We start from the raw sequence: 20,622 nt of genomic DNA on the forward strand, positions 1-20,622 counted from the left end.
GGGAGTAGAATTTTCATCACCATCTCCTCCTTGTCCCCCTTGTCCCCCTTGTCCCCCTTGTCTATTTTGTGCCTGTACCGCCTTACTTTCTGCTGCTGCAAGTTTTCTGAAAACTGTTCGGAAATTGCTTTTGGATATTTCTTCACCTAAGCTTTTAGAAAGTAATTTCCATAACTTTGACCCTGTGTCTTTTACATAGTTAGGGTCATACCCACAGATTTCTCCAATTTCAGGATAACTCTTACCTTCCCAGGAATGACGTAATATTAACTCTTGTAAGTCACTTAAAGACTCTGGATGCAGAGCTGTATCTATAATAACTAATGCTTCTTCGATAGTCATCTTTCAACTTGCTCCAGCACTCTGACTTCATCTCAGTGTACTGATTTTGAAGAATTTTGACAATTAAGTATGAAGTATCAAGGATAAAGCATGAAAACTTTATCTGTTCTGGAAATACAGATTCCTGAATCATAGGTGAAATATACTTCCTCCTCTATACTTTATCTGTCATCTGTCGTACTTCATATAATTTTTGAAAGGAGAAAATCTTTTGCAGCCTCGAAGAAAGAAAAAATCTCTTGGCAATGGATGCCAGCATCAAATGAACGTCAGATGTTCCATTTGCTGTATCGTTCCGCCTCATATGCTGGAAAACCTGGCAGTCAATGGCAATTCCCAACAGCGTGAATGGGCATTTCGCACATTAAACGTTTCAGCTCAATTTCGCGGACGGCGAAACGTTGTAGGTGCTATCAATTTTGCAGTCTCTCCCGGTCAAAAACGCCGATCTGTCTTCGATGCGAAAAACACTGAAGATCTCCCCGGTCAACTGGTACGTTCTGAAGGCGCTCCTCCCAGCCAGGACCCTGCAGTTAATGAAGCCTATGATGGGGCAGGTGCAACCTATGACTTATATTACCAAGTGTATGAGCGAAATTCTATTGACGATCGGGGACTGCGTTTGGACTCTACCGTACATTATGGTGTAAATTACGACAACGCTTTTTGGAATGGTGACCAAATGGTCTATGGTGATGGCGACGGAGAAATTTTTCAGCGTTTTACCAAAGCCATTGATGTCATCGCACACGAGTTAACTCACGGTGTCACTCAGTATGAAGCCAATCTAAGATACTACGGACAACCGGGAGCACTCAACGAATCATTTTCTGATGTTTTTGGTATTTTAGTAAAACAACGAGTCAAAAATCAAACTGCCGAACAGTCCGATTGGCTAATTGGCGAAGGTTTATTTACCTCAAACGTGAGCGGTGTAGCTATTCGTTCCATGAAAGCACCAGGAACCGCATACGACGATCCTGTACTGGGCAAAGACCCTCAACCAGGATCGGTTGAAGATATCTATACTGGTAGCGATGACAATGGAGGAGTTCATATAAACTCAGGAATTCCCAACCGTGCTTTTTACCTTACAGCAACAGAAATTGGTGGATATGCTTGGGAAAAAGCAGGTAGAATATGGTATGTGACTTTACGCGATCGCTTGCGTTCCACAGCCAATTTTAAACGGGCGGCAAATGCAACCGTTCAAGTGGCAGGAGATCTCTACGGTCAAGGAAGTAGAGAGCAAAGAGCGGTGCAAAATGCTTGGCAACAAGTAGGCGTTTTGTAAAATTTATTGAATATTGATTATGCGAGTTTCGTGTGAACGAATGGGCGGTTTTGCTGGAATAACTAGGAAAAAAACTGTTGATACAGCAAACCTTTCTCAAGAGAAAGCAAAGCAACTCCCTCGATTAGTAGAAGCAGCCAATTTCTTCAATTTACCCTCACAAATAACCGCTTCCCCCACACAACGCGATCGCTTTCAATATAAATTGACCGTGGAAGATAACGGAAAAGAACACACTGTCACTGTTGGTGAAATGGCGTTACCAGGTACGCTGAGACCACTTATTGAATGGCTTGAACAAGGATAAAATTTGGTGGGCTTTAGCCCACCAAATCATGTTTTTGTGTTACAGATATTTCACAAATCAAATAGAATTGCTACTATCCTTCATCCTTTACAAAACGTCCCAACCTTGTCCTTTATAGCCATATTGGAAAATCTCTGGGTGCAAAATGTCAGCCAAGATTTCTAATGAATCCACCAATCGCGGTCCGGGACGATTAAAGTAGGAGTTTCCATCAGTAATATAGACTCTGCCACTTTGAACTGCATGGAGTTTTTGCCATTCTGGATGATTGCTTATCAACTGAGCTTCCTGGCGGGTTCGATTTAAATCAAAGCCGCAGGGCATAAAAATAACGATATCCGGATTGCTGCTAATCAGCGTCTCCCAGGTCAAAGGAGGAGAAGGTTGACCTGCAACGCTGAAAAGAGGTTGTCCTCCGGCTAAAGTCACTAATTCAGGAATCCAATTGGCAGCCACCATTAAAGGGTCAGTCCACTCAATACAAACAACTGTGGGCAGATGTTCTGTTTGGGACAAACCTTGTGTTTTTTGTTCTACTATCTTTACCCGAGCTTCCAAGTTTTCTAATATAGGTCGGGAGTCTATACCAAAAACTTTACCGACTCTCTCAATGTCTACCCAAACATCTTGAAGAACATTTGGTTGTAACGAAACAATCTTGGGCGAAACGTTGGTAAGAGTCGCAACTGCTTCTTCTACATCTTTTAAGCTAACAGCACAGACATCACATTGGTCTTGTGTAACAATGTGAGTAGGTTGTAACTTTTCCAAAAGATCTATTTTAATTTGATAAATACTCAGGGCAGATTGTAACAAATTACTGACTTTATCATGAATTTCATTACTAGAGGCATTGGTGTTTATACGCGCTTGCGTACAAGCGGGGCGATCTTTAATTTCTGGGGGAAAGTCACATTCATGAGAGCGGCCCACAATTGCATCAGTTAACCCCAGTACCGCCAAGATTTCCGTGCCTCCGGGAATTAAGGAGACAATTCTTACGCCATCATCCGCCATTGCTCCACCTCCACTAGGACATATAACCAATTCTTGCAGAATTTAGGCAAAGCGCGAATCTTTCTCTAGGTGAATGATACAAATATCTACTGAAGTTGGAAGGTTACTAAATGTGTGTAATGGTAACTACATATTTTAAAAAGCAAATTTGAACTTATACTTGGAGATTCATGACTGATGCTAAAAATTATAACTTGTCTCACCGTAGCATGTGCTAGTTCTAAATTTAGCAATTGTGATAGTGGGTAACTTGTAGGATAAGGCGACGCGACAACAAGCGGTAACTATGAGCATACCAGACTTTTTCATAGACAAAGCGATCGTCTCTCAACGGTTGCAGCCAATCGGACTGTGTGCAAGCGAACAGCTGCACTATCAACTTTTAAAGAACAATCAACTGCGGGTAACGACTTCTCAAAGCAACCAAATTGATGTGCCAATACCTAACGAAAACTTTCAGCAGAAGGACAAAACATCTTTGTCAGATAGAGAAGCCCGATTTAAATGTCTGTCTGAAGCTAGTTTTGAAGGAACAATTATACACGATGGGGGCATCATAATTCATGTCAACAGTGTTTTAGTAAACTTGAGTGGTTATGAAATCTCTGAATTGATTGGCAAAAGTATTTTTGCACTGTTTACCCCTGATTCACAAGAATTAGTTAAAAAAAATATTCTTTCCGGATACGAAAAATCATATGAAGGAGTTGTAGTTAAGAAAGACAGTGTCACTTTTCCGGTGGAAATACAGGGTAAAAAAGTTTCTTACCAAGGACAGCAAATGCAGGTAGTCGCGATTCGAGATACTACAACCCAAAAGCAAGCAGAAGATGTTTGGCGAGAAAGAGAAAATTGTCTGCGAGGACAAAGCCAAACCTTGGTAAAACTTGCTCGAAATCAAACTTTTCAGCGAGGGAATCTCAAAGCGGCACTCGAGGAAATTACAGAAGCTGCTGCCCGAACTTTAGAGGTTGTACGTGTTAGCGTATGGTTATATAATCAAGATGGTTCAAAACTTGAATGTGTAGATTTATACAATTCAATCACAAAGCGTCATACCAAAGGTACGTCACTGATAAAAGCGAATTATCCTGCTTATTTCCAAGCTTTAGAAGAGCATCGAATTATAGCATCTGATAACGCACTAGAAGATAAGCGAACTAAAGAATTATCAGAATCCGATCTTTCCGCATCAGGCATTATATCTCGATTAGATGCATCAATTTGCTTGGGAGGTCGTCCTATTGGTGTTGTGCGTCACGAACATACAGGAAGTAGCCGTCAGTGGACATTAGAAGAAGAGGACTTTGCAAGTGCGATTGCAGATTTTGTATCCTTAGCAGTAGAAGTTAGCGATGTCTACGACGAGCTTCGCTTACGCAATGCCGCACAGGAATCCCTACAGCAAAGAGAAGCATGGTTCAGAGCTATTGTCGAAAATTCTTCCATGGGAATTGGACTTGTTGAAATGCACGGAAGAATTGCGGATATCAACCCAGCATTGTGTCAAATGTTGGGATATTCTCAACAAGAGCTATGCGGTAGGTATTTCACAGATTACATTTTCAATAATGTGGGAGATTTGGAACTTTACCAAGAATTGCTATCAGGAATTCGCGAACGCTTGGACATGGAAAGACGTATTCTGCATAGAGATGGTCGGTTGGTATGGGCGCATTTAAGTATATCTTTGATTCCCGGTACAAATGGAGAACCTAAATTTTACTTAGTGATGATGGAGGACATTACCGAACGCAAAGAAACAGAATTGAAACTTTTGGAAAGTAAAGATGCAGCAGAAGCAGGAAGTAAAGCAAAAAGTGAGTTTTTGGCAACAATGAGTCACGAATTGCGAACACCGTTAAATGCAATAATGGGATTGTCTCAGTTGCTGCAACAAGAAATAGTTGGTTCTTTAAATGACAAGCAAAAGGACTATATTAACTGTATTTACAGTAGTGGAGAACACCTTCTGGCACTGATAAACGATATTCTCGATCTATCCAAAGTAGAAGCAGGGAAAGAAGAACTTTTTCTATCAACCCTACCTATAGATGATATCTGTAATTATGCGATCTCAACAGTTAGCGATCGCGCCATAGAAAAGGGACTGCACCTAACAGTAGAAATTGACGAACAAGCCAGCATTTGTGTAGCAGATGAGCGTCGAATGAAACAAATGTTACTCAATCTTCTATCGAATGCTATCAAATTTACAGAAAAAGGTCAGGTAACGCTAGAAGTCAAAAAATTACCACAAGGCATTGCATTTACAGTGATAGATACAGGTATTGGTATCGATCCCAATCAGTTTCAATTTTTATTTGAACCATTTAAACAACTTGATAGTCGCCTTAACCGTCAGTACGAAGGGACTGGTTTAGGTTTAGCACTAACACGCAAGTTAGCGCGATTGCACGGTGGAGATGTGACAGTAGAATCAACTTTAGGACAGGGAAGCCGTTTTACTTTATTTTTGCCCAACAAACAACATCAAGATGTGGATAGTTATCCTTTCTCCTCCGCTTCCCCTGTTACCCCATCCTCCCTATCATCTAAGACAAAACGTATTTTGCTTGTGGAACATGAAGAACACACCGCCATATTGCTGCAAGATTATCTTCAGACAATAGGTTATCAAGTTGAGCGAGTCAACCACGGCAATGGATTTTTAGAACTCGTGAGAACCCAACAGCCCGATTTAATTTTGTTAGACGTAGAGTTAGGAGATGTCACTGGGTGGGATTTGCTGATACAGGTGAGACAACAACCTGAATTACAAGATTTGCCAGTTGTGATGATGACACCATTAGTTGCAGTTTGCGATCGCGAACGAGTAAAACAAGTCGGTGCTAGCGACTGTCTCAGCAAACCCATCGGTATCGTTCAACTAGAATCAGTACTTGTGAGGTATTTGACTTAGTTAGTGGTTAGTTGTTAGTTGTTAGTAGGTAGGGCTAAAGCTCACCAACTACTTAGTTAATTGCTAATTACTATTGGCTAATCGTAGAAACACACTGAGAGTATCCCGTTTTGGCGAATTGTCTGTTATTAGTGAGGATAGTCATTTGTCATTTATCATTTGTTGGGGTTTTAGCGGATTTACTTGAACGAAGGAAGAAGAAAGAAGAAAGAGATGTTAATGTTATCTCCTGCAAAGCTTTTCAGCTTTGCAGTAAATTTTATTTGGGACTAAATCAAAGTATTTAAATAAAGCTGGACACAGCCATCCTTCTTTTTCTTGCTCTTGCCAAGAATACCAGTGTCCGCCATACTCCTCCCGTGAGTGAATCAGCTCTGCTTGATATCCAGGGAAGGAACTCTGTGAGAATATAAGTTTGAACCCCATATCAGCATTAGGAATATTTTTCACAAAATGGTCAATCATTTGGGATACTCCACACACAAATGGCTCCCTTTCTAAAGGCATGGAGTTGGGGTGGCGATTAACAACTAACTATTAACCTCTTGCAAAATTTGCCATGCCTTAATAAAATTACCTTGCATTAAAGCAGCGACGCCAGAAAGAGCTTTGATTTCAGATATATTTGGGTTTTTCGCTAAACTAGGTTCAAGAGACTTTTGTGCTGCTCTTGGCTGCCAATTATACAGTTGGACAAACGCTAGGTAAGCGTGGGAGTAGGGATTTTCTGAATCTAGCTGAGTCACTCGTTGTAAAGCAGCAATAGCACCATCTACCCTTCGCTGTAGAACATTTGCCAAAGCCAAAGCATACGCCCAATCTCGATTTGAGGGAATTTGTTGCAAGCGATATTCCAAAGTTAGCCGTGCTTGTACCAAGTAATCTTGAATGGGATCGTATTGATTGATACGTCCTACTTCATCAAAGACTTGACTTAATGCCTCTGGGCCTTTAGGCAAATTTGTACCTAAAATTCTTAATTGAGTCACTAAATCTAACTCTGGTGCTGGTGTAGCAGGGGCTTGAGAGTCAATTTGTAATGTGACATTTGGCACTTGAATGGGATAACTCTCTCCCGATCGCCTGTTGAGATAAGTCGCCTCTAACGAGTAAATACCCCGTGCAACATCAGCAGGAGGAAGCATTGCCATTCTTTCTACTATCTTAAATGTTCCTTCTGGTTTCTTAATATTAGAACGCAAAGCCCCCATTGCTATAGCGCGATCGTGTACCCACAAAGATGGGGACTGGGGACTGGGGACTGAGGAGTTGTTTTTCCAAGTTAGCAGAACTAAGCCATTTTGTAGTTCTTCCCATGAACCAAACCATTCATAAGTTACAGGTACTGGGATTCCTGGGGGAGCTTTTTCTGGTACTGAGACTTGAGATAAAGTTAGGCGATCGCTAGAGACACCAGTGACACCGATTTGTTTTACTTCTATTGCTGGTATTTGTTTGTGGTAAAGCTTTATCAGGCTACCATCAGGTAAATTCCAAGATTTGCTCAGTTGAAAATTTCCGCTTTGCTCTACAGCTTGTGCAATACTTGCTTGAGTTTCTCCAACCGATCCCTGGTCACCCGTCTTAGTTAGAAACCATTCTAGCGATCGCACATCCCTATCTACAAATTTTTTTCTTGTGCCCACTTGACGTCCGTAAACTTGAAAATTCTGTAGCGCCCCATAGTAATTGAAATTGTGTTGATTAATTCCAGCTGTTGATGGCAAAACTCCCAAAGTAGAACGTAAATACGGTTCTGTTTGAACAAGATGAGCAATCACCTGCTTGTGAGGTAATTCCTCCGCCATATAAGGATAATACTGATTTGGACTCAAAGCGTGTGTCACCCAACCACCGATAACACCCCCAACAGGAAACAAATTACACAACATGAGCAAGATTGCCAAAACCGCAGTACCCCATCGAATCCGTTTTCCCCAAAGATGAGAAAACCGTGTCAATCCATATGCTAAAAATACGGTTATTGCAGGTAAATACGGTAACACATAGCGACTATCTTTAAATATTTAAAGAAGATATAAATATGCCCCGAGACCGCCAACCATTTAGGCGAAGATTCTACTTGTCCCCCTATCCCTTGTCCTATCCCCATTGTCCCTTCTCCCCGCAAAACCCCAACCGACCCAATAAGCGCAAGCAACAACACAATAACAACGAAGAGAAACTTGATGCGGTAATTGTGCAGTAACCATGCCTAAAGTATTCAGAGGAGCCTCACCTTCAGCGATCGCAGAATCAACAGTTGCCCGCTTCCCAGAAGTCAGAACAATCAGCCAATTTGTCCGATACCAAGGACCAAACACCAACACCGAAAAACACAAACCAACCACCAGTTGAGCCAAACGATCCCAACGCCGAGCGCGTAAAGTCCCTACCCCAACCCATACAATCGGTACCAAAAGAAATATCAAAGTTGTTTGCTTCACCAACAACGCCAAAGCAAACGACAAACCAAAAGCCAACGCCCACAACCACTCAACAACCCTCCTCTTCCTCAGCGTCCTCTGCGCCTCTGCGGTTCCAAAACCTCTCCATACACTCAAACAAAAGAAACTCAAACTCACAACCGCCGCCAAAGGAAAATCCAGCAAAAACTCCAAACGAAACCGATAAAGAGCAGGTAAAACCTGACACAAGAAAGCCGCCCACAAACCTACAGACTCATCAAACAAAACCTTACCCAAACCATAAACCGACCCCAGTAAAACCCCGTTAAATAGAAGCATCACCAGAGTTGCCTCATCCGGTCCAGTGCCAAACACATTCTGAACAACAGCCGTAAGTATATACGTGAAAGGCGGTATTTTAGAAGACAATAACCATAGTTCCTGCCACCACTCCTGGCTCCACCACTGCGGATTCTGAAAAGCTTGCCAATAATTTAAAGTACCCGTTAAATAATCAGCCTGATCCCATGCTGGTATAGAACGATCCAAAGCAAACCAAACGCGATCGCACACCATCCCCAACACCCAGATTAAACCGAGTATTACCAAGCTTCTAAACTTCTTTCGTCTATGGTTGTGATTTTTCATATTAATTAATTGCTAATAACTAATAGCTAATGGCTAATTGTGTTTCTGCCATTAGCTATTAGCCATTAGCCATTAGCGAGCGTACAAAACTACTCAGCCCCTTCAATAGGCGCAAAACCCTGACGTTGAATATTCTCCGTCACAGTACGCGGTTCCAGAAATTGCAGTAAATAATCCGGACCCCCCGCCTTAGAACCAACACCAGAAAGTTTAAACCCGCCAAAAGGCTGTCGAGCCACAATAGCACCCGTAATCGTGCGATTAATATACAAATTTCCCACCTCATACTCTTCCTGAGCCAACTGAATATGCGAAGGAGTTCTAGAATAAAGCCCTCCAGTCAAGGCATAGTTAGTCCCATTAGCAACAGCCAAAGCCTCCTGAAAATTCTTCACCTTAATCACCGCCACAACAGGACCAAAAATTTCTTGTTGGGCAATGATGGCATTTGGAGCAACATCTGTAAAAATCACAGGACCGATGAAATACCCATTATCCGGTGCAGGCATTTCCAAAGCAACCTTTGCCTCAGCCTTACCTTTTTCAATATATTCCCGGATGCGATCGCGAGCATTAGCATCAATCACGGGACCAACTTGCGTGCTAGGGTACTCAGCAGGACCAATATTCAGAGATTTCGTCGCCTCTACAAACCGTTGTACAAACGAATCATACACCGATTCCAGCACCACCACTCGCGAACAGGCAGAACATTTTTGTCCGCTATAACCAAACGCCGATTGTACTGTCCCAACTACAGCTTGGTCTAAATCAGCACTTTCATCCACTACGAGCGCATTCTTCCCACCCATCTCAGCAATAACACGCTTCATATGCTTTTGACCGGGCTTAAGAACTGCTGCTTCTGCGTATATTCTACAACCAACCTCCTGAGAACCAGTAAAAGCAATCACGTGAGTATCCGGGTGATTCACCAAATAAGCACCCACTTGAGAACCCTTCCCCGGCACATATTGATAAACACCCTTAGGTATTCCCGCCTCCACCAAAATTTCCGTTAGTTTCGCCGTAATGACAGAAGATGTTTCCGCAGGTTTCAAGAGAGTACAATTACCAGCAACCAGAGCAGCAACCGTCATGCCCGTTGCGATCGCCAGTGGGAAATTCCAAGGAGAAATCACCACAGCAATACCGCGAGGCTGATAAATATAACGATTGGTTTCCCCAGAAACATCGTAATTATAACCTTCATCTAACCGCTCCATTTCCAGAGCATAATAGCGACAAAAATCAATCGCTTCAGAAACCTCACCATCAGCTTCCCGCACTGGTTTTCCAACCTCCAAAACAATCCAAGCAGACAGTTCTGCACGGCGTTGTTCCATCAAATCCGCAGCTTTCCGCAATATGTCAGCCCGTTCTTTTGCAGGAGTTTTGCGCCAAGCAGGAAAAGCAGCCTTAGCCGCTTGCATAGCTTGTTCAGCTTGTTCAACACTCATCAACCCAATCTGACCAACCACCTCAGTAAAATTAGAAGGGTTAACAGAATCTATCACCTGTTGAGTGCTGACATACTCACCATTAATCAAAGGTAAATAAGTTTTACCAAGTTGCTCGCGCACGGATTGAAAAGCTTCACTCACTTCCTTTCTCTCCTCCTCCTCAGCAAAATCAGTATCCGCAGCACCTGCAAAACTTGCGTCTTCCTCTTTGCGACTTTGCGACTTTGCGTGAGACATTTCCACCAATGGCGGTGCAATCAACTCCTCCACTGGACGGTTCTCCATATTTTGTCTCAAAAAAGAACTATTAGCCGTATTCTCCAACAAACGACGAATCAGATACGCCATTCCCGGCAAAAGTTCCCCATAGGGACAGTAAACTCTCACCCGATATCCCCGATCGACCAAAGCCTTAGCTATTTTGTCACCCATACCATACAGAACTTGCATTTCAAAGCAACGGCGGGGGACATTTAAGGTTTCCGCGATCGCTATAGCCCGTGCTTGAGAACGCACGTTATGACTGCCAATAGCAGAATACACATATTGGTGATTTTGTAACAACAATTCAGTCAGTTGCTCAAAGTTAGCATCTGTCGCTGCTTTGTCATTATACACAGGTTGTTCCCAGTGTTTTTGAGAAGCTTTGATAGTTTCCTGGTCCCAATAAGCACCTTTCACCAAGCGGATTGTCACTGGGTAACCGCGCTGCTTAGCCCATGCAATCAAATCTTGCAGATCTTGCTTGCTATCGCGCAGGTAAGCTTGAATTGTGATGCCAATATCGGTTTGATTTCTAAACTCCTCTTCGAGCAAGATTTTTTTCAGGATGCTGAGAGTTAAGTCCTTGTAAGCGTACTGTTCCATGTCAAAGTGAACCGCAGCACCCAATTCCTGAGCACGACGTAAAAGAATGCGGATGCGCGAGCTTACCCGTTCCTCGCTACCCTTAGCATCAAGAGGATCAAACTGAGAATAAAACGCCGTTAGTTTGACAGAAACCTGGACTTTTGGCAAAGGTTCTCCATCAGCTAAGTCAATCGCAGGAACTGGTAACCAATTCTTAGATGCTTCCACCAGTTGTTGCATCAAGTCCAGATACCGTTCCAAGTAAGACTGCGCTTCTGCTTCTGTAATGACTGCTTCACCCAGTAAATCTACGGTGAAAGCCATTTTTTCCTTCCGCAGTCGCTCGATAGTTTTCAGCGCCTGTTTAATATTTTCTCCAGAAATATATTTATGAGCTAATGTTTCTGTTGCTGTTGCAACAGTCGTAGCAGCAACTTGTCCCGGTACAGAATCAGGATTGGCAAAGTTAAGCATTCCCTTCAGGGCGGCTGGTAATTCTACCGACTCATCGCCCAAATATTCTTGTAAGTGCGCGGCAATTTCCGGTTTGCTGCGTAAAGCCGGAAGAGTATCAATAAAGCGGAATAACTGCACCCGTAACCCAGGATTGCTCATCGCCCAAGCCAGTAACTTGTCATCCCAGCGCATCTGATCCCGCAATGCAGCAAAGAACGAACGGCTTTCCTGGGTTGCAGCGAGCAGTTGCTTGGCGATTTCTTGGGTTTTAGCTTCGTAAGTACTGGTTTCTACTTGTAAGACCACTGATAACAAACTCCATTAAGAAGATAAGGCTATGTATTATAAAGCCTGTGTCTTCTATTGTGGCTTGTAGAATGTGCTACCACCAGACATCAAAGAACAATTCTTTTGAGCAAAATGTTCTATTAGCAAGCGATGGATGAAGATATAACCACCACCAACTTTTTGTAAAAAGATACGTTCGGTAGCATAATCTAGAAAACGGGCATAGTTCCAAGGAATATAGCCATTAAAGTAGAGTATCACCCGTAAAATCAGGTGTTTTACACAAGCTTCGCCACCCCCAGCGGCAACTCCAAACAATAAACCAAAAATTCCCCAAACCCATATCCGCCAGTGCAATGTCATTGCCGCTAAGCTCAGTAGGAAAAATCCAATTAAACCGAAAAAAATTGCATTTTTTGCGGATTGTCTAATTCCTTGATTGGGAACAGATAGGGTTTGGATACTGGGACTAGTCAAACCACGAATGAGAACATAAATGAATCCCAAACAAAGACTAAAAACTATACCACGTATCCATCCGGAAATGGGAAGATTTTCTACATAATAATTTACAATACTTTGTATATCTAATGATATATATAATGTTGCAGAACTTAGCTTTAATAGCAGCCCAAAAAGAAATACCCAAACCATCCCAAGGATTAAACTATTGCTGGCATTTTTCCAAGACCATTTTAAAGTTTCTACAGGATTAATGCGATTGAATCCAAAAATCAGCCCAAAAAATACGGTTGTAAAAATCACGGCTAATACAACTCGATTGCTAGGTATTAATAAGAAAGCTATTTGCAATCCAAGTAATATAAAAACGAACAAAACATTCATCATATAAATGCCTCTTTGCCAAGGCTTTTGCAACCAGCTAGGCTGCATGCGTTCGATAAAAAATACTGTTTGTGACTGTGTTTTTAATCTTTGTGCCAACCAACTCAACCAGTAAATAACTTGCTCATTAGAATACAATCTTCTTGACATCCGGCGCTCTAGCATTCTTTGAATATACTTATCAAATAAATGCTGGCGGCGTTCTTCCAAACTCATTACCGGCATATCTGTCATCGACATCCTTTGATAAGCGAGAGTCATAATGCTTAGGAGCAAGGGTGATTTGGCTAACTCTTGAATTGTTGTATCGCTTTGGAGTGCGGTTTGTACTACAGCAAGTTCGGAACCTGCATTTTGTAAATATTGCTGAATTTGTTCTAAAGTCAGTGGTTGGATAAAAACAGAACGTTGAAAGCGGAAACGATTGGATAGAGCTTCATAATCTTTGATACGACTGCAAACAACGATTTCTGTTTCACCATATTCCTGGCAGAATTTATTAATCGCTTCCACACAAATATCTCGAATTTCAGCCAGAACTTCATCCAAACCATCTAGTAATAGCAGTAATTGTTGATTCTTAATCCATGTTTTGCCAATTTCCTTTGACACTTGATATTTAGAATTAAGTTCTTGCACCAGCCAATCAGCAATTGTAACCTTTTCTTTTGTCCATGCTGAAAGGTTAAAGACAACTGGAATGGGTTGGTTGATATCTAATTCTGCTTCTTGCAGTAAATCGCGAGCCAGTTCAAGAAGTGTTGTTGTTTTACCAGAACCGGGTTCGCCTAAAATTAACAGCGATCGCCCAGTTCCCATCTGTTGGAATAAATCGCGTATTTTAGTGTTTTTAGGTAAAGGTTGCCTAGCTTGTGCGGGAGTTTCCCACAGCATACCCCAAGGACGATCTAGAGCATCAAAGCGATTTTCCAAGCCCAGTTCAATCAGAGCAACTCCATGTAAAGAAGTTTCTAAAACTCCTTTTACCCAGTAATTTTTGACTTTGTTCAGTAATATTTGGCGGTTGCGATACTCCTGGTTGTTAGAAGGAATCTTTGTTCTGAGTGTTTTTGTAGTGGGGATGAGGGATTGGGTGTCAGCGAGTGGTGAGTAACTATCATAGTTCGCTCTTTCGCTATTGTGTAGAGACTTCCCAATCCCCAATACCCAGTCCCCAGTCCCCATGTCTTGTGAATATAAATCGGCTAACATAGCTTTGGCATTTGGATAGCGATCGCGTAGATGGGATTGAATCGCCCGATCCAAAACATCTGCCAAGTGATTGCTAATATTAACTTCTGTACGCCAAATGAGATCACCCGTTTCAGGATTTGTTTTCCAATCTTGGGGGCGCTTACCTGTGAGCAAATAAATTCCTGTCAACCCCAAACTATAGAGATCGCTAGAATAAACTGGTTTCCCTGCGGCTTGTTCTGGCGGCATAAAACCTGGAGTTCCAACTACAATAGATTTAGTTATTTCCTGTTGAACATCCACTACAGTCGCCATCATTTCCTTAGCAACACCAAAATCAATTAAAACAGGTTTACCATCTCGTTTTCTCCAAATAATATTACTAGGCTTGATATCTCGGTGAATAACTCCTTTTGTATGAATATAATCCAAAACTGGTAGAAGACTTACTAGCAATTCCCTAACTAAACTCTCACTAAAAAGCCCTTCCTGTTGAACTTTTTGACTTAAAGTCAAACCTTCAACTCGTTCCTGAACCAAGTAAAAATTCTTGTTTTCTACAAAATAAGCATACAACCTGGGTATTTGTTCGTGTCCCTCACCCAGTTCCTCTAAAATCGCTGCTTCTCTGCCAAAGCGTTCTTGAATCAGTTGACAAACACGGGGATTGTGCGTCACAGGTTTGAGTTGCTTGATGACACAGATACGACGGGAGGGCAAATAGGTGTCTTCCGCCAGAAAAGTCTCGCCAAACCCACCTCCTCCCAACGCACGAATAACTTGATAGCGATTGTTAAGTAGCGCTAGTGCCATCTAACTTTTGCTCATGACAGGTGTTATGATTTACACCATCATAACCAATCTCTAACGAGCCTTTTCATCTTCGGCATGGTAAGCAAAAGTCTTCATACCACTCCTGTTCATCAGTAAAGCGTATACGTATGGGGTAAATGAACAATTTGGTCTTGATACTCATTTACAAAAGCAGCTTCAGCAATAAAAACCAACTCATCAATATTTTGCCCCATGCTTAATTTAGGATTGAGAATAAAAATGCCAGGAACATGACGATTTTGGGCAATGTGTTCGTCTAGATGAACGGGCATTGATGTACGATTATTAGTCACTAAGACAAAGCCATATTCTTCACACCAAAGTAAGATCTCTGGATCTAATGTTCCTTTTGCAGGGGTGTTTGGTTCACCAACTATCCAGACTATTAAATTGGCATTAAGTCGTGTGAGTTGAGTTTTATAGCTAGGGTCTACATTCTCGTCAAGCAGATAATTGAGTGTCATTGACTTGATTGTTTTCTTTTTGTTCTGCTCTTAGTTTCCGCATACGAATTGCAGCAGGTGAGGGATTGAGGTGTTGCGCTTTAACTTGCTGGTGATTCCACTCTAACCAGTCAGCTATATACTTGCTCACAAATTCTTTATTATGTAGATAGTAGAGAATCGTAGCGTATACCTGTTCTAAGGTAAGGGATGGATAAGTTTGAGCAATCTCTTCTGGAGTACGGGCGCGATGAATGAAATCATAAAGGACAGTTTCAATACCTACTCTAGTACCTTTCAGACGAATATCATTAGGCATAAGGAAATCAAAATAGTCTTCTATTTGCATAGGTTATTAGATGGAAAGAGGAGGATAAAGATACTATCACTCTAGCATTTTTACTGGCAAGAGTTCTGAGAAAAGCAAGAGGATATCATCTAAGTTGATTTTTTGATATTACTTTAAGGTAAAGGGAAATGAACAATTTTGTCTTGATACTCAACTTCAAAAGATACCTCTGCAATTAAGATTAACTCATCAACAGTTTTACCAATAGTTAATTTATCATTTAATATCAAAATTCCAGGATTGACGTTGATAAACCTTATCAACATTTTCATCAAAAAGATATTTGAGAGCCATGTGTTTTTTTCTTTGCCTCTCGTTCGGCTTTAAGTTTCATAAGCTTAACAACAACTGGCGAAGGATTGCGCCGTTGTTCTTCTCGCATTCTATGGCTCCATTCCAACCAATTACTTATGTAGGCACTAACTGCTTCTTTATTATGTAGGTAATGAAGTATGGTAGCATAGACCTGTTCTAAAGTGACCGATGGATAGCTTTTGACAATTGCCTCTGGAGTCCGACAACGATGTATAAAATCATAAAGGATCGTTTCAATTCCTACCCTTGTGCCTTTCAGCCGAATATCATCAGGACGTTGAAAATCGAAGTAATCTTCTAATTGCATAACTCACCTCATTCCATAACAACCATCTTAATATACTTATATTCACTCTCCATCCATTTCTCTGCGTTCTGGTGCGGTTCAATAATTTTTCCATTTAACACCTGAAAACCTTACCTGGACTTACGCAACTTCCTTCAACGGCATTTTGGGTATTTCACACGTTGTAGATCCCCCCAACCCCCCTTAGAAAGGCTTACAAAGGTAGGTATTTTGTATTCAGTTATTTTTTTACTGTTTCAGCGGATGTTTAAACCCTGAAATAACCAAACTACGTTACACATTGAGAATTTTCTCAACTATTTTCGAGATTTCAAAAAACCTACCCTCGAAAGGTGGCAGGGTGTGGGAGGGGCGATCGCACTTACAAATTGTGTAGTAAATAAAGTACTGCGGGAGCAGTCTTTACTGGCACTGAGGGTTGCTTTTGATTGTAAGCGCGGATAAACGTGGGGAAAAACTATATACTAAAATTCTTCTAAACTACCTTCCCAACAAATAAATTCTCTAGTTTTCGCATTATAAACTAGAGTTTGAATTAGAAATTTAGAAAAAAGTTTTTTAGTGGTATAAAAAACTTTAAGAATTCATACCATCTGTCTTGGTAATACTTTTACAAACGATCCCAATCTAAAAGTTTCTGAAGTAAGTACTATATGTTCGCTCATTCTTAAACAGCAAGATTTAATTAGGGCTTGCTGAATACAATCAGAAGGTAGGACAGATAAGGGTTTCAATCCTTTTTTAGTCAAACAAGTGCAAGTTTATAACATATATAGTCTCAAAAACCTTGTATTTTCGTCGGTGATCGCTGGGTAAATTGCGAAACTAAGAGACGAAAGTCCCATTTTGCAAGCTGTGTGGCTTCTATATTCACGCTTGTTCGACTTTTTCAGCAAGCCCTAATTAAGCCTTACAGGGCTTATAATCCATGTGCTGCAATCGATTCAGGCATTTTTATCTCCCACAGACCTTTTGGGCATTGTATGACTTATGCATCCCTATGCCTTAAATAAACGCCTCTGAAAGCCTTCTTTGATGGTCATAAATTTGACTGATGAATAAAGGCTTACTTAAAAATCTCCTTTTTCCTTTTGCATTAAAGCTTTAATTTCCCTTCATCTCTCGAAATAAGCGAACGTACAGTAATTAAGGTAAAGGCAAATGAACAATTTGGTCTTGATACTCACCTTCAAAAGATCCCTCTGCAATTAAAATTAACTCATCAATATTCTGTCCAATTGTTAACTTATCGTTCAAAATAAAAATACCTGGTACATGACGACCTTGAGCAATGTGGTCAGCCAAATGTACAGGCATAGATTTGCGGTTATTTGTAACCAGTAGGAAGTTATACTCCTCACACCAGCACAAAATTTCCGGGTCTAAGGTGCTCTTAGGGGGAGTGCTAGGTTCTCCAACTACCCAGACGACTAGCTCCGGTTTTTGTCGTCTAAGTTGCACCTGATAAAGAGGAGCAACATTTTCATCCAGCAGATATTTGAGAGTCATTGACCTTCTTCATTGCTTCTCTTTCAGCTTTCAGTTTCATTAATTTGACTACAACTGGCGGTGGATTCCGTCGCTGTTCTTCTCGCACTCTGTGACTCCATTCCAACCAGTCAGCTATATACGTGCTAACTGCTTCTTTATTATGCAAGTAATAGAGGATTGTTGCATAAACCTGTTCCAGGGTAAGTGATGTATAAATATTTGCAATTTCCTCTGGAGTCCGAGCACGATAAATGTACTCATAAAGAACAGTTTCAATTCCTACCCTTGTACCTTTCAACCGAATATCATCAGGACGCTGAAAATCGAAGTAATCTTCTAATTGCATAACTCGCCTCATTCCATAACACTCTTAATATTCAAACATTTACTCTCCACCCATTCCTCTGTGCTCTGGTACGTGCTCTGCGGTTCAATAATTTTTCCATTTAACCCCTGTAAAAAGTCCATTCCGTTAACCTTGACATAGGTACGATCGCTTAGCTCTACTACCAAGATAAACTATAGGATGGCAATACCGTATATCTAGTCATCAAAGAAGTCTAAGACCCCCAACTTCTCGAAAGGGACAGTCAACTGACGAATATTGCTCATGGGCTAGCAATAGTTTTTTAGACTAGTGATTATAGCGTAGTTAGACAAGAATTGGTGAAAGAGGTATCATACGTAACCTTTTAGATCTCCTCTATGGAAATTCTTGCCTTTCATAGTGCAGTATGTTCATTAGTACTAGAAAACGTGGTGAAAACCTATGCCAATTACTCTAGCAGCCAGTACTTTATCTCTCGATGATGTTCATCGCTTATTGAAACTGCAAAAAGAAGCAACTGGTTCGTTTACTGATTATTTAACTCTAGAGCCTTTGAGAGAGTTGGAACAGCAGGATTTATCAAGAATCAAGAATGACTTCCGACGGTATTTTGCAGCTGGAAAAGTGTCTGAAGGTTTAATTAAATTTTTGGCGATCGCACCTTTAATGCGCTTATCTGGATTTTATGATGTTCCTATTCGCTTGACAATGGAAGATGCGTTCGCTATCTCCATTGAAGACGAAGACACAAAGATAACAGGGCGGATGGATATTCTAGCAGTGAGCAACACTCAAGCAAAGACTGCAAATACGTTTTGGATTTTGGTACTAGAAACAAAAAACAGTTCGGTAGACGTATTTGAAGGTTTACCCCAACTGCTAACTGTGCGTTCGCTTATTTTGAGATCCGAAGGGGAATTAAAGCCTTAATCTAGAAGGAAAACGGGGATTTTTACGTAAAGCGTTATTTTTAAGTAAAATTTGTGACCATTACAGAAGGCTGACAGAGGCGATTCTTTAAGGCTCAGGCATATGATAAACCATAAAATGACCAAAAGCGGGAGTGCGAATAAAAATGCCTTCATCCATTGTACCGCCTGAATTACAAGCCCTGTAAGGCTTAATTAAATCTGGCTGTTAAAAATGAGCGAACGTACAGTGCTAACTTACGCTTTTAAAAGCTTAGAAAAGCAATCATCCGTTTGGGGACTAGCAACTAACGGACGTAGTTATCAGTTTGTTCACCTGAGACAGGATACTAACCCAATTTATCAGTTAATGCCAGAACTGAGTTTGATAAATACCGAAGATTCTATTCAGCTAGTACAGGTTTTGAAAGCAATTTGCCAACTAGGAAATTAGGTAGTCAAATTCCCGACTCTGCAAAGTTGGGAATTTTTGTGTCTGCTGACCGCTATTTCACTTGGAAAAATTTACGGAAAAAGAGAGAATAAAGTTGAAGCTACTGTCAAACTAGTAGTAAATCTACGGATAGGACAGGTGAATGCGACTTAAACTAGATTTGCAAAGATTTTTTGATAGTTGCAACCCCAGCAGAACTCTAGTCTTGGCAAATCCTCAAGATAGACAGTACTATTAGGTGTATTTAACACAACTACAAGCCAACTACAAAGACTTTACTTTTCGTTACATAGTTTGGTTTTTTCTCGCCGACTTACTTACGTGATGATGAAGCGCCTTTGTGAAAGACACTAGTGCTTGCTAGGTGCGCCGATAGAATAAATTTGCTAGAATCATTATGACCCAAATGCTAACAAAAAATTGATAAAAAATGAAACAAATTATTATTGAAGTGACTCCAGAAGTGGCAGATGCATATCAGTCTGCATCCCATAGAGAACGTCAGAAAATTCAATCATTAATTAGTATATTACTTCAAAAACCAGCTGATGAAGATATTGCTTTATTGCGAGAAATTATGGATGAAATTAGCGATAGAGCAGCAGCCAGAGGTTTAACACCAGAAATTTTGGAGTCTATTCTTAATGAACCTTGAAAGGCTATTTGTTCTGGAGCGAATATCATTATTAGTGCCGTTATTATCAAAAAAGGTAAAGCGCGTCAGGCATTGAATAAGGCTCAGATATTTGGTAGAGTTTTGATGTCAATGCCTGTGTTATCGGAAATCGAAGAAGTTTTATACAGAAAAAATTTGATAAATACATCACAGTAATAGAGAGAAAACTATTCTTGGCAAGTTTTGTTAAAACAGTTAAGTTTGTAGAGATAACTGAAAATATTGATATTTGCCGAGATCCAAAAGACAATAAATATCTGGAGTTAGCATTGAGTGGACAAGCAACTTGTATTATCAGTGGAGATAATGATTTGTTGGTGTTGCATCCATTTCAGGAGATTTCGATTTTGACAATTCAAGAATTTTTGGAATTAGAAGTAACTTAACCACACAAGTCGAATTTACCCCCCTTAGTCCCCCCGATGGATTGGGGGGAAATTGAATTTCCAGTTCCCTCCCCAATACATCGGGGAGGGTTAGGG

General features: G+C 40.9%; 19 protein-coding genes and 2 pseudogenes. 7 read left to right on the forward strand and 14 right to left on the reverse strand.

Annotated features, from left to right (window positions below):
• A pseudogene (locus F7734_RS52545) lies at nt 1-342 on the reverse strand (hypothetical protein); the annotation flags it as partial.
• Nucleotides 343-604: 262 nt separating this feature from the next.
• On the opposite strand from F7734_RS52545, the gene F7734_RS52550 reads away from it, so the two are divergent.
• Nucleotides 605-1,636, forward strand: coding sequence for a M4 family metallopeptidase (locus F7734_RS52550; protein WP_155752218.1), 1,032 nt, complete (start codon nt 605-607; stop codon nt 1,634-1,636).
• A gap of 19 nt (nt 1,637-1,655) precedes the next feature.
• On the forward strand, nt 1,656-1,943 hold the full coding sequence (locus tag F7734_RS52555; protein ID WP_155752207.1) for a protealysin inhibitor emfourin: 288 nt from the start codon (nt 1,656-1,658) through the stop codon (nt 1,941-1,943).
• An 87-nt stretch (nt 1,944-2,030) separates the two neighbouring features.
• Here the strand turns inward: F7734_RS52555 and F7734_RS52560 are convergent, their stop codons facing one another.
• Nucleotides 2,031-2,960 (reverse strand): cobalamin-binding protein, encoded by a 930-nt coding sequence (locus F7734_RS52560; RefSeq protein WP_155752208.1) that lies wholly within the window; start codon nt 2,958-2,960, stop codon nt 2,031-2,033.
• Nucleotides 2,961-3,246: 286 nt separating this feature from the next.
• On the opposite strand from F7734_RS52560, the gene F7734_RS52565 reads away from it, so the two are divergent.
• A complete protein-coding gene (locus F7734_RS52565) occupies nt 3,247-5,883 on the forward strand; it encodes a PAS domain S-box protein (protein WP_155752209.1) in 2,637 nt (878 codons plus the stop codon).
• 222 nt (nt 5,884-6,105) lie between these two features.
• On the opposite strand, the gene F7734_RS52570 is transcribed toward F7734_RS52565, so the two are convergent.
• The 12 genes and pseudogenes from F7734_RS52570 to F7734_RS52615 all read right to left on the reverse strand — a co-directional run bounded on the left by F7734_RS52570 (nt 6,106) and on the right by F7734_RS52615 (nt 18,120).
• Nucleotides 6,106-6,390, reverse strand: coding sequence for a DUF6717 family protein (locus tag F7734_RS52570; protein WP_155752210.1), 285 nt, complete (start codon nt 6,388-6,390; stop codon nt 6,106-6,108).
• A gap of 23 nt (nt 6,391-6,413) precedes the next feature.
• A complete protein-coding gene (locus F7734_RS66530) occupies nt 6,414-7,844 on the reverse strand; it encodes a hypothetical protein (protein ID WP_347566438.1) in 1,431 nt (476 codons plus the stop codon).
• A 105-nt stretch (nt 7,845-7,949) separates the two neighbouring features.
• Nucleotides 7,950-8,939, reverse strand: coding sequence for a glycosyltransferase family 39 protein (locus F7734_RS66535; RefSeq protein ID WP_347566439.1), 990 nt, complete (start codon nt 8,937-8,939; stop codon nt 7,950-7,952).
• An 89-nt stretch (nt 8,940-9,028) separates the two neighbouring features.
• On the reverse strand, nt 9,029-12,013 hold the full coding sequence (pruA, locus tag F7734_RS52580) for an L-glutamate gamma-semialdehyde dehydrogenase (protein WP_166482702.1): 2,985 nt from the start codon (nt 12,011-12,013) through the stop codon (nt 9,029-9,031).
• Between the two features lie 54 nt (nt 12,014-12,067).
• The gene (locus tag F7734_RS52585; protein WP_347566441.1) at nt 12,068-14,053 is read right to left on the reverse strand and encodes an NACHT domain-containing protein; all 1,986 of its coding nucleotides are present in this window, start codon (nt 14,051-14,053) and stop codon (nt 12,068-12,070) included.
• A pseudogene (locus F7734_RS66540) lies at nt 14,048-14,848 on the reverse strand (serine/threonine-protein kinase); the annotation flags it as partial. The gene F7734_RS52585 and the pseudogene F7734_RS66540, both read right to left, overlap by 6 nt.
• A 110-nt stretch (nt 14,849-14,958) precedes the next feature.
• Nucleotides 14,959-15,333, reverse strand: coding sequence for a DUF5615 family PIN-like protein (locus F7734_RS52590; RefSeq protein ID WP_155752213.1), 375 nt, complete (start codon nt 15,331-15,333; stop codon nt 14,959-14,961).
• The gene (locus F7734_RS52595; RefSeq protein ID WP_155752214.1) at nt 15,311-15,661 is read right to left on the reverse strand and encodes a DUF433 domain-containing protein; all 351 of its coding nucleotides are present in this window, start codon (nt 15,659-15,661) and stop codon (nt 15,311-15,313) included. The genes F7734_RS52590 and F7734_RS52595 overlap by 23 nt, the downstream gene beginning before the upstream one ends.
• 113 nt (nt 15,662-15,774) lie before the next feature.
• On the reverse strand, nt 15,775-15,933 hold the full coding sequence (locus tag F7734_RS52600) for a hypothetical protein (protein WP_207714420.1): 159 nt from the start codon (nt 15,931-15,933) through the stop codon (nt 15,775-15,777).
• Nucleotides 15,933-16,283: a DUF433 domain-containing protein gene (locus F7734_RS52605; RefSeq protein WP_155752215.1), complete on the reverse strand. Its 351-nt coding sequence runs from the start codon at nt 16,281-16,283 to the stop codon at nt 15,933-15,935. The genes F7734_RS52600 and F7734_RS52605 overlap by 1 nt, the downstream gene beginning before the upstream one ends.
• 1,146 nt (nt 16,284-17,429) lie before the next feature.
• Complete coding sequence (locus F7734_RS52610) at nt 17,430-17,792, reverse strand: DUF5615 family PIN-like protein (RefSeq protein ID WP_155752216.1); 363 nt, start codon at nt 17,790-17,792, stop codon at nt 17,430-17,432.
• Nucleotides 17,767-18,120 (reverse strand): DUF433 domain-containing protein, encoded by a 354-nt coding sequence (locus F7734_RS52615; protein ID WP_155752219.1) that lies wholly within the window; start codon nt 18,118-18,120, stop codon nt 17,767-17,769. The genes F7734_RS52610 and F7734_RS52615 overlap by 26 nt, the downstream gene beginning before the upstream one ends.
• A 423-nt stretch (nt 18,121-18,543) precedes the next feature.
• Here F7734_RS52615 and F7734_RS52620 point away from each other — a divergent pair, with 423 nt between their 5' ends.
• The 4 genes from F7734_RS52620 (at nt 18,544) to F7734_RS52635 (ending at nt 20,526) form a co-directional block, all read left to right on the forward strand.
• Nucleotides 18,544-19,032, forward strand: coding sequence for a restriction endonuclease subunit R (locus tag F7734_RS52620; protein WP_243147551.1), 489 nt, complete (start codon nt 18,544-18,546; stop codon nt 19,030-19,032).
• A gap of 213 nt (nt 19,033-19,245) precedes the next feature.
• Entirely contained in the window at nt 19,246-19,464 is a 219-nt protein-coding gene (locus F7734_RS52625) for a hypothetical protein (RefSeq protein WP_347566440.1), read from the forward strand.
• Between the two features lie 430 nt (nt 19,465-19,894).
• Entirely contained in the window at nt 19,895-20,119 is a 225-nt protein-coding gene (locus F7734_RS52630; RefSeq protein ID WP_155752217.1) for a hypothetical protein, read from the forward strand.
• Nucleotides 20,120-20,313: 194 nt separating this feature from the next.
• Nucleotides 20,314-20,526 carry a putative toxin-antitoxin system toxin component, PIN family gene (locus tag F7734_RS52635; RefSeq protein ID WP_243147552.1) on the forward strand — a complete coding sequence of 71 codons (213 nt, stop codon included), beginning with the start codon at nt 20,314-20,316 and terminating at the stop codon, nt 20,524-20,526.
• Nucleotides 20,527-20,622: the final 96 nt, after the last annotated feature.

Source organism: Scytonema sp. UIC 10036 (assembly GCF_009725235.1).

Bases quoted from the DNA above. Each gene is read 5' to 3' on its own strand.
- F7734_RS52600 (WP_207714420.1), bottom strand. From the start codon at position 15,933: ATGAAAATGTTGATAAGGTTTATCAACGTCAATCCTGGAATTTTGATA.
- F7734_RS52550 (WP_155752218.1), top strand. From the start codon at position 605: ATGAACGTCAGATGTTCCATTTGCTGTATCGTTCCGCCTCATATGCTG.
- F7734_RS52555 (WP_155752207.1), top strand. From the start codon at position 1,656: ATGCGAGTTTCGTGTGAACGAATGGGCGGTTTTGCTGGAATAACTAGG.
- F7734_RS52625 (WP_347566440.1), top strand. From the start codon at position 19,246: ATGAGCGAACGTACAGTGCTAACTTACGCTTTTAAAAGCTTAGAAAAG.
- F7734_RS52570 (WP_155752210.1), bottom strand. From the start codon at position 6,390: ATGCCTTTAGAAAGGGAGCCATTTGTGTGTGGAGTATCCCAAATGATT.
- F7734_RS52615 (WP_155752219.1), bottom strand. From the start codon at position 18,120: ATGCAATTAGAAGATTACTTCGATTTTCAGCGTCCTGATGATATTCGG.
- F7734_RS66535 (WP_347566439.1), bottom strand. From the start codon at position 8,939: ATGAAAAATCACAACCATAGACGAAAGAAGTTTAGAAGCTTGGTAATA.
- F7734_RS52610 (WP_155752216.1), bottom strand. From the start codon at position 17,792: ATGACTCTCAAATATCTGCTGGATGAAAATGTTGCTCCTCTTTATCAG.
- F7734_RS52565 (WP_155752209.1), top strand. From the start codon at position 3,247: ATGAGCATACCAGACTTTTTCATAGACAAAGCGATCGTCTCTCAACGG.
- F7734_RS52605 (WP_155752215.1), bottom strand. From the start codon at position 16,283: ATGCAATTAGAAGATTACTTCGATTTTCAACGTCCTGATGATATTCGG.
- F7734_RS52560 (WP_155752208.1), bottom strand. From the start codon at position 2,960: ATGGCGGATGATGGCGTAAGAATTGTCTCCTTAATTCCCGGAGGCACG.
- F7734_RS52620 (WP_243147551.1), top strand. From the start codon at position 18,544: ATGCCAATTACTCTAGCAGCCAGTACTTTATCTCTCGATGATGTTCAT.
- F7734_RS52595 (WP_155752214.1), bottom strand. From the start codon at position 15,661: ATGCAAATAGAAGACTATTTTGATTTCCTTATGCCTAATGATATTCGT.
- F7734_RS52630 (WP_155752217.1), top strand. From the start codon at position 19,895: ATGAAACAAATTATTATTGAAGTGACTCCAGAAGTGGCAGATGCATAT.
- F7734_RS52585 (WP_347566441.1), bottom strand. From the start codon at position 14,053: ATGTTAGCCGATTTATATTCACAAGACATGGGGACTGGGGACTGGGTA.
- F7734_RS52590 (WP_155752213.1), bottom strand. From the start codon at position 15,333: ATGACACTCAATTATCTGCTTGACGAGAATGTAGACCCTAGCTATAAA.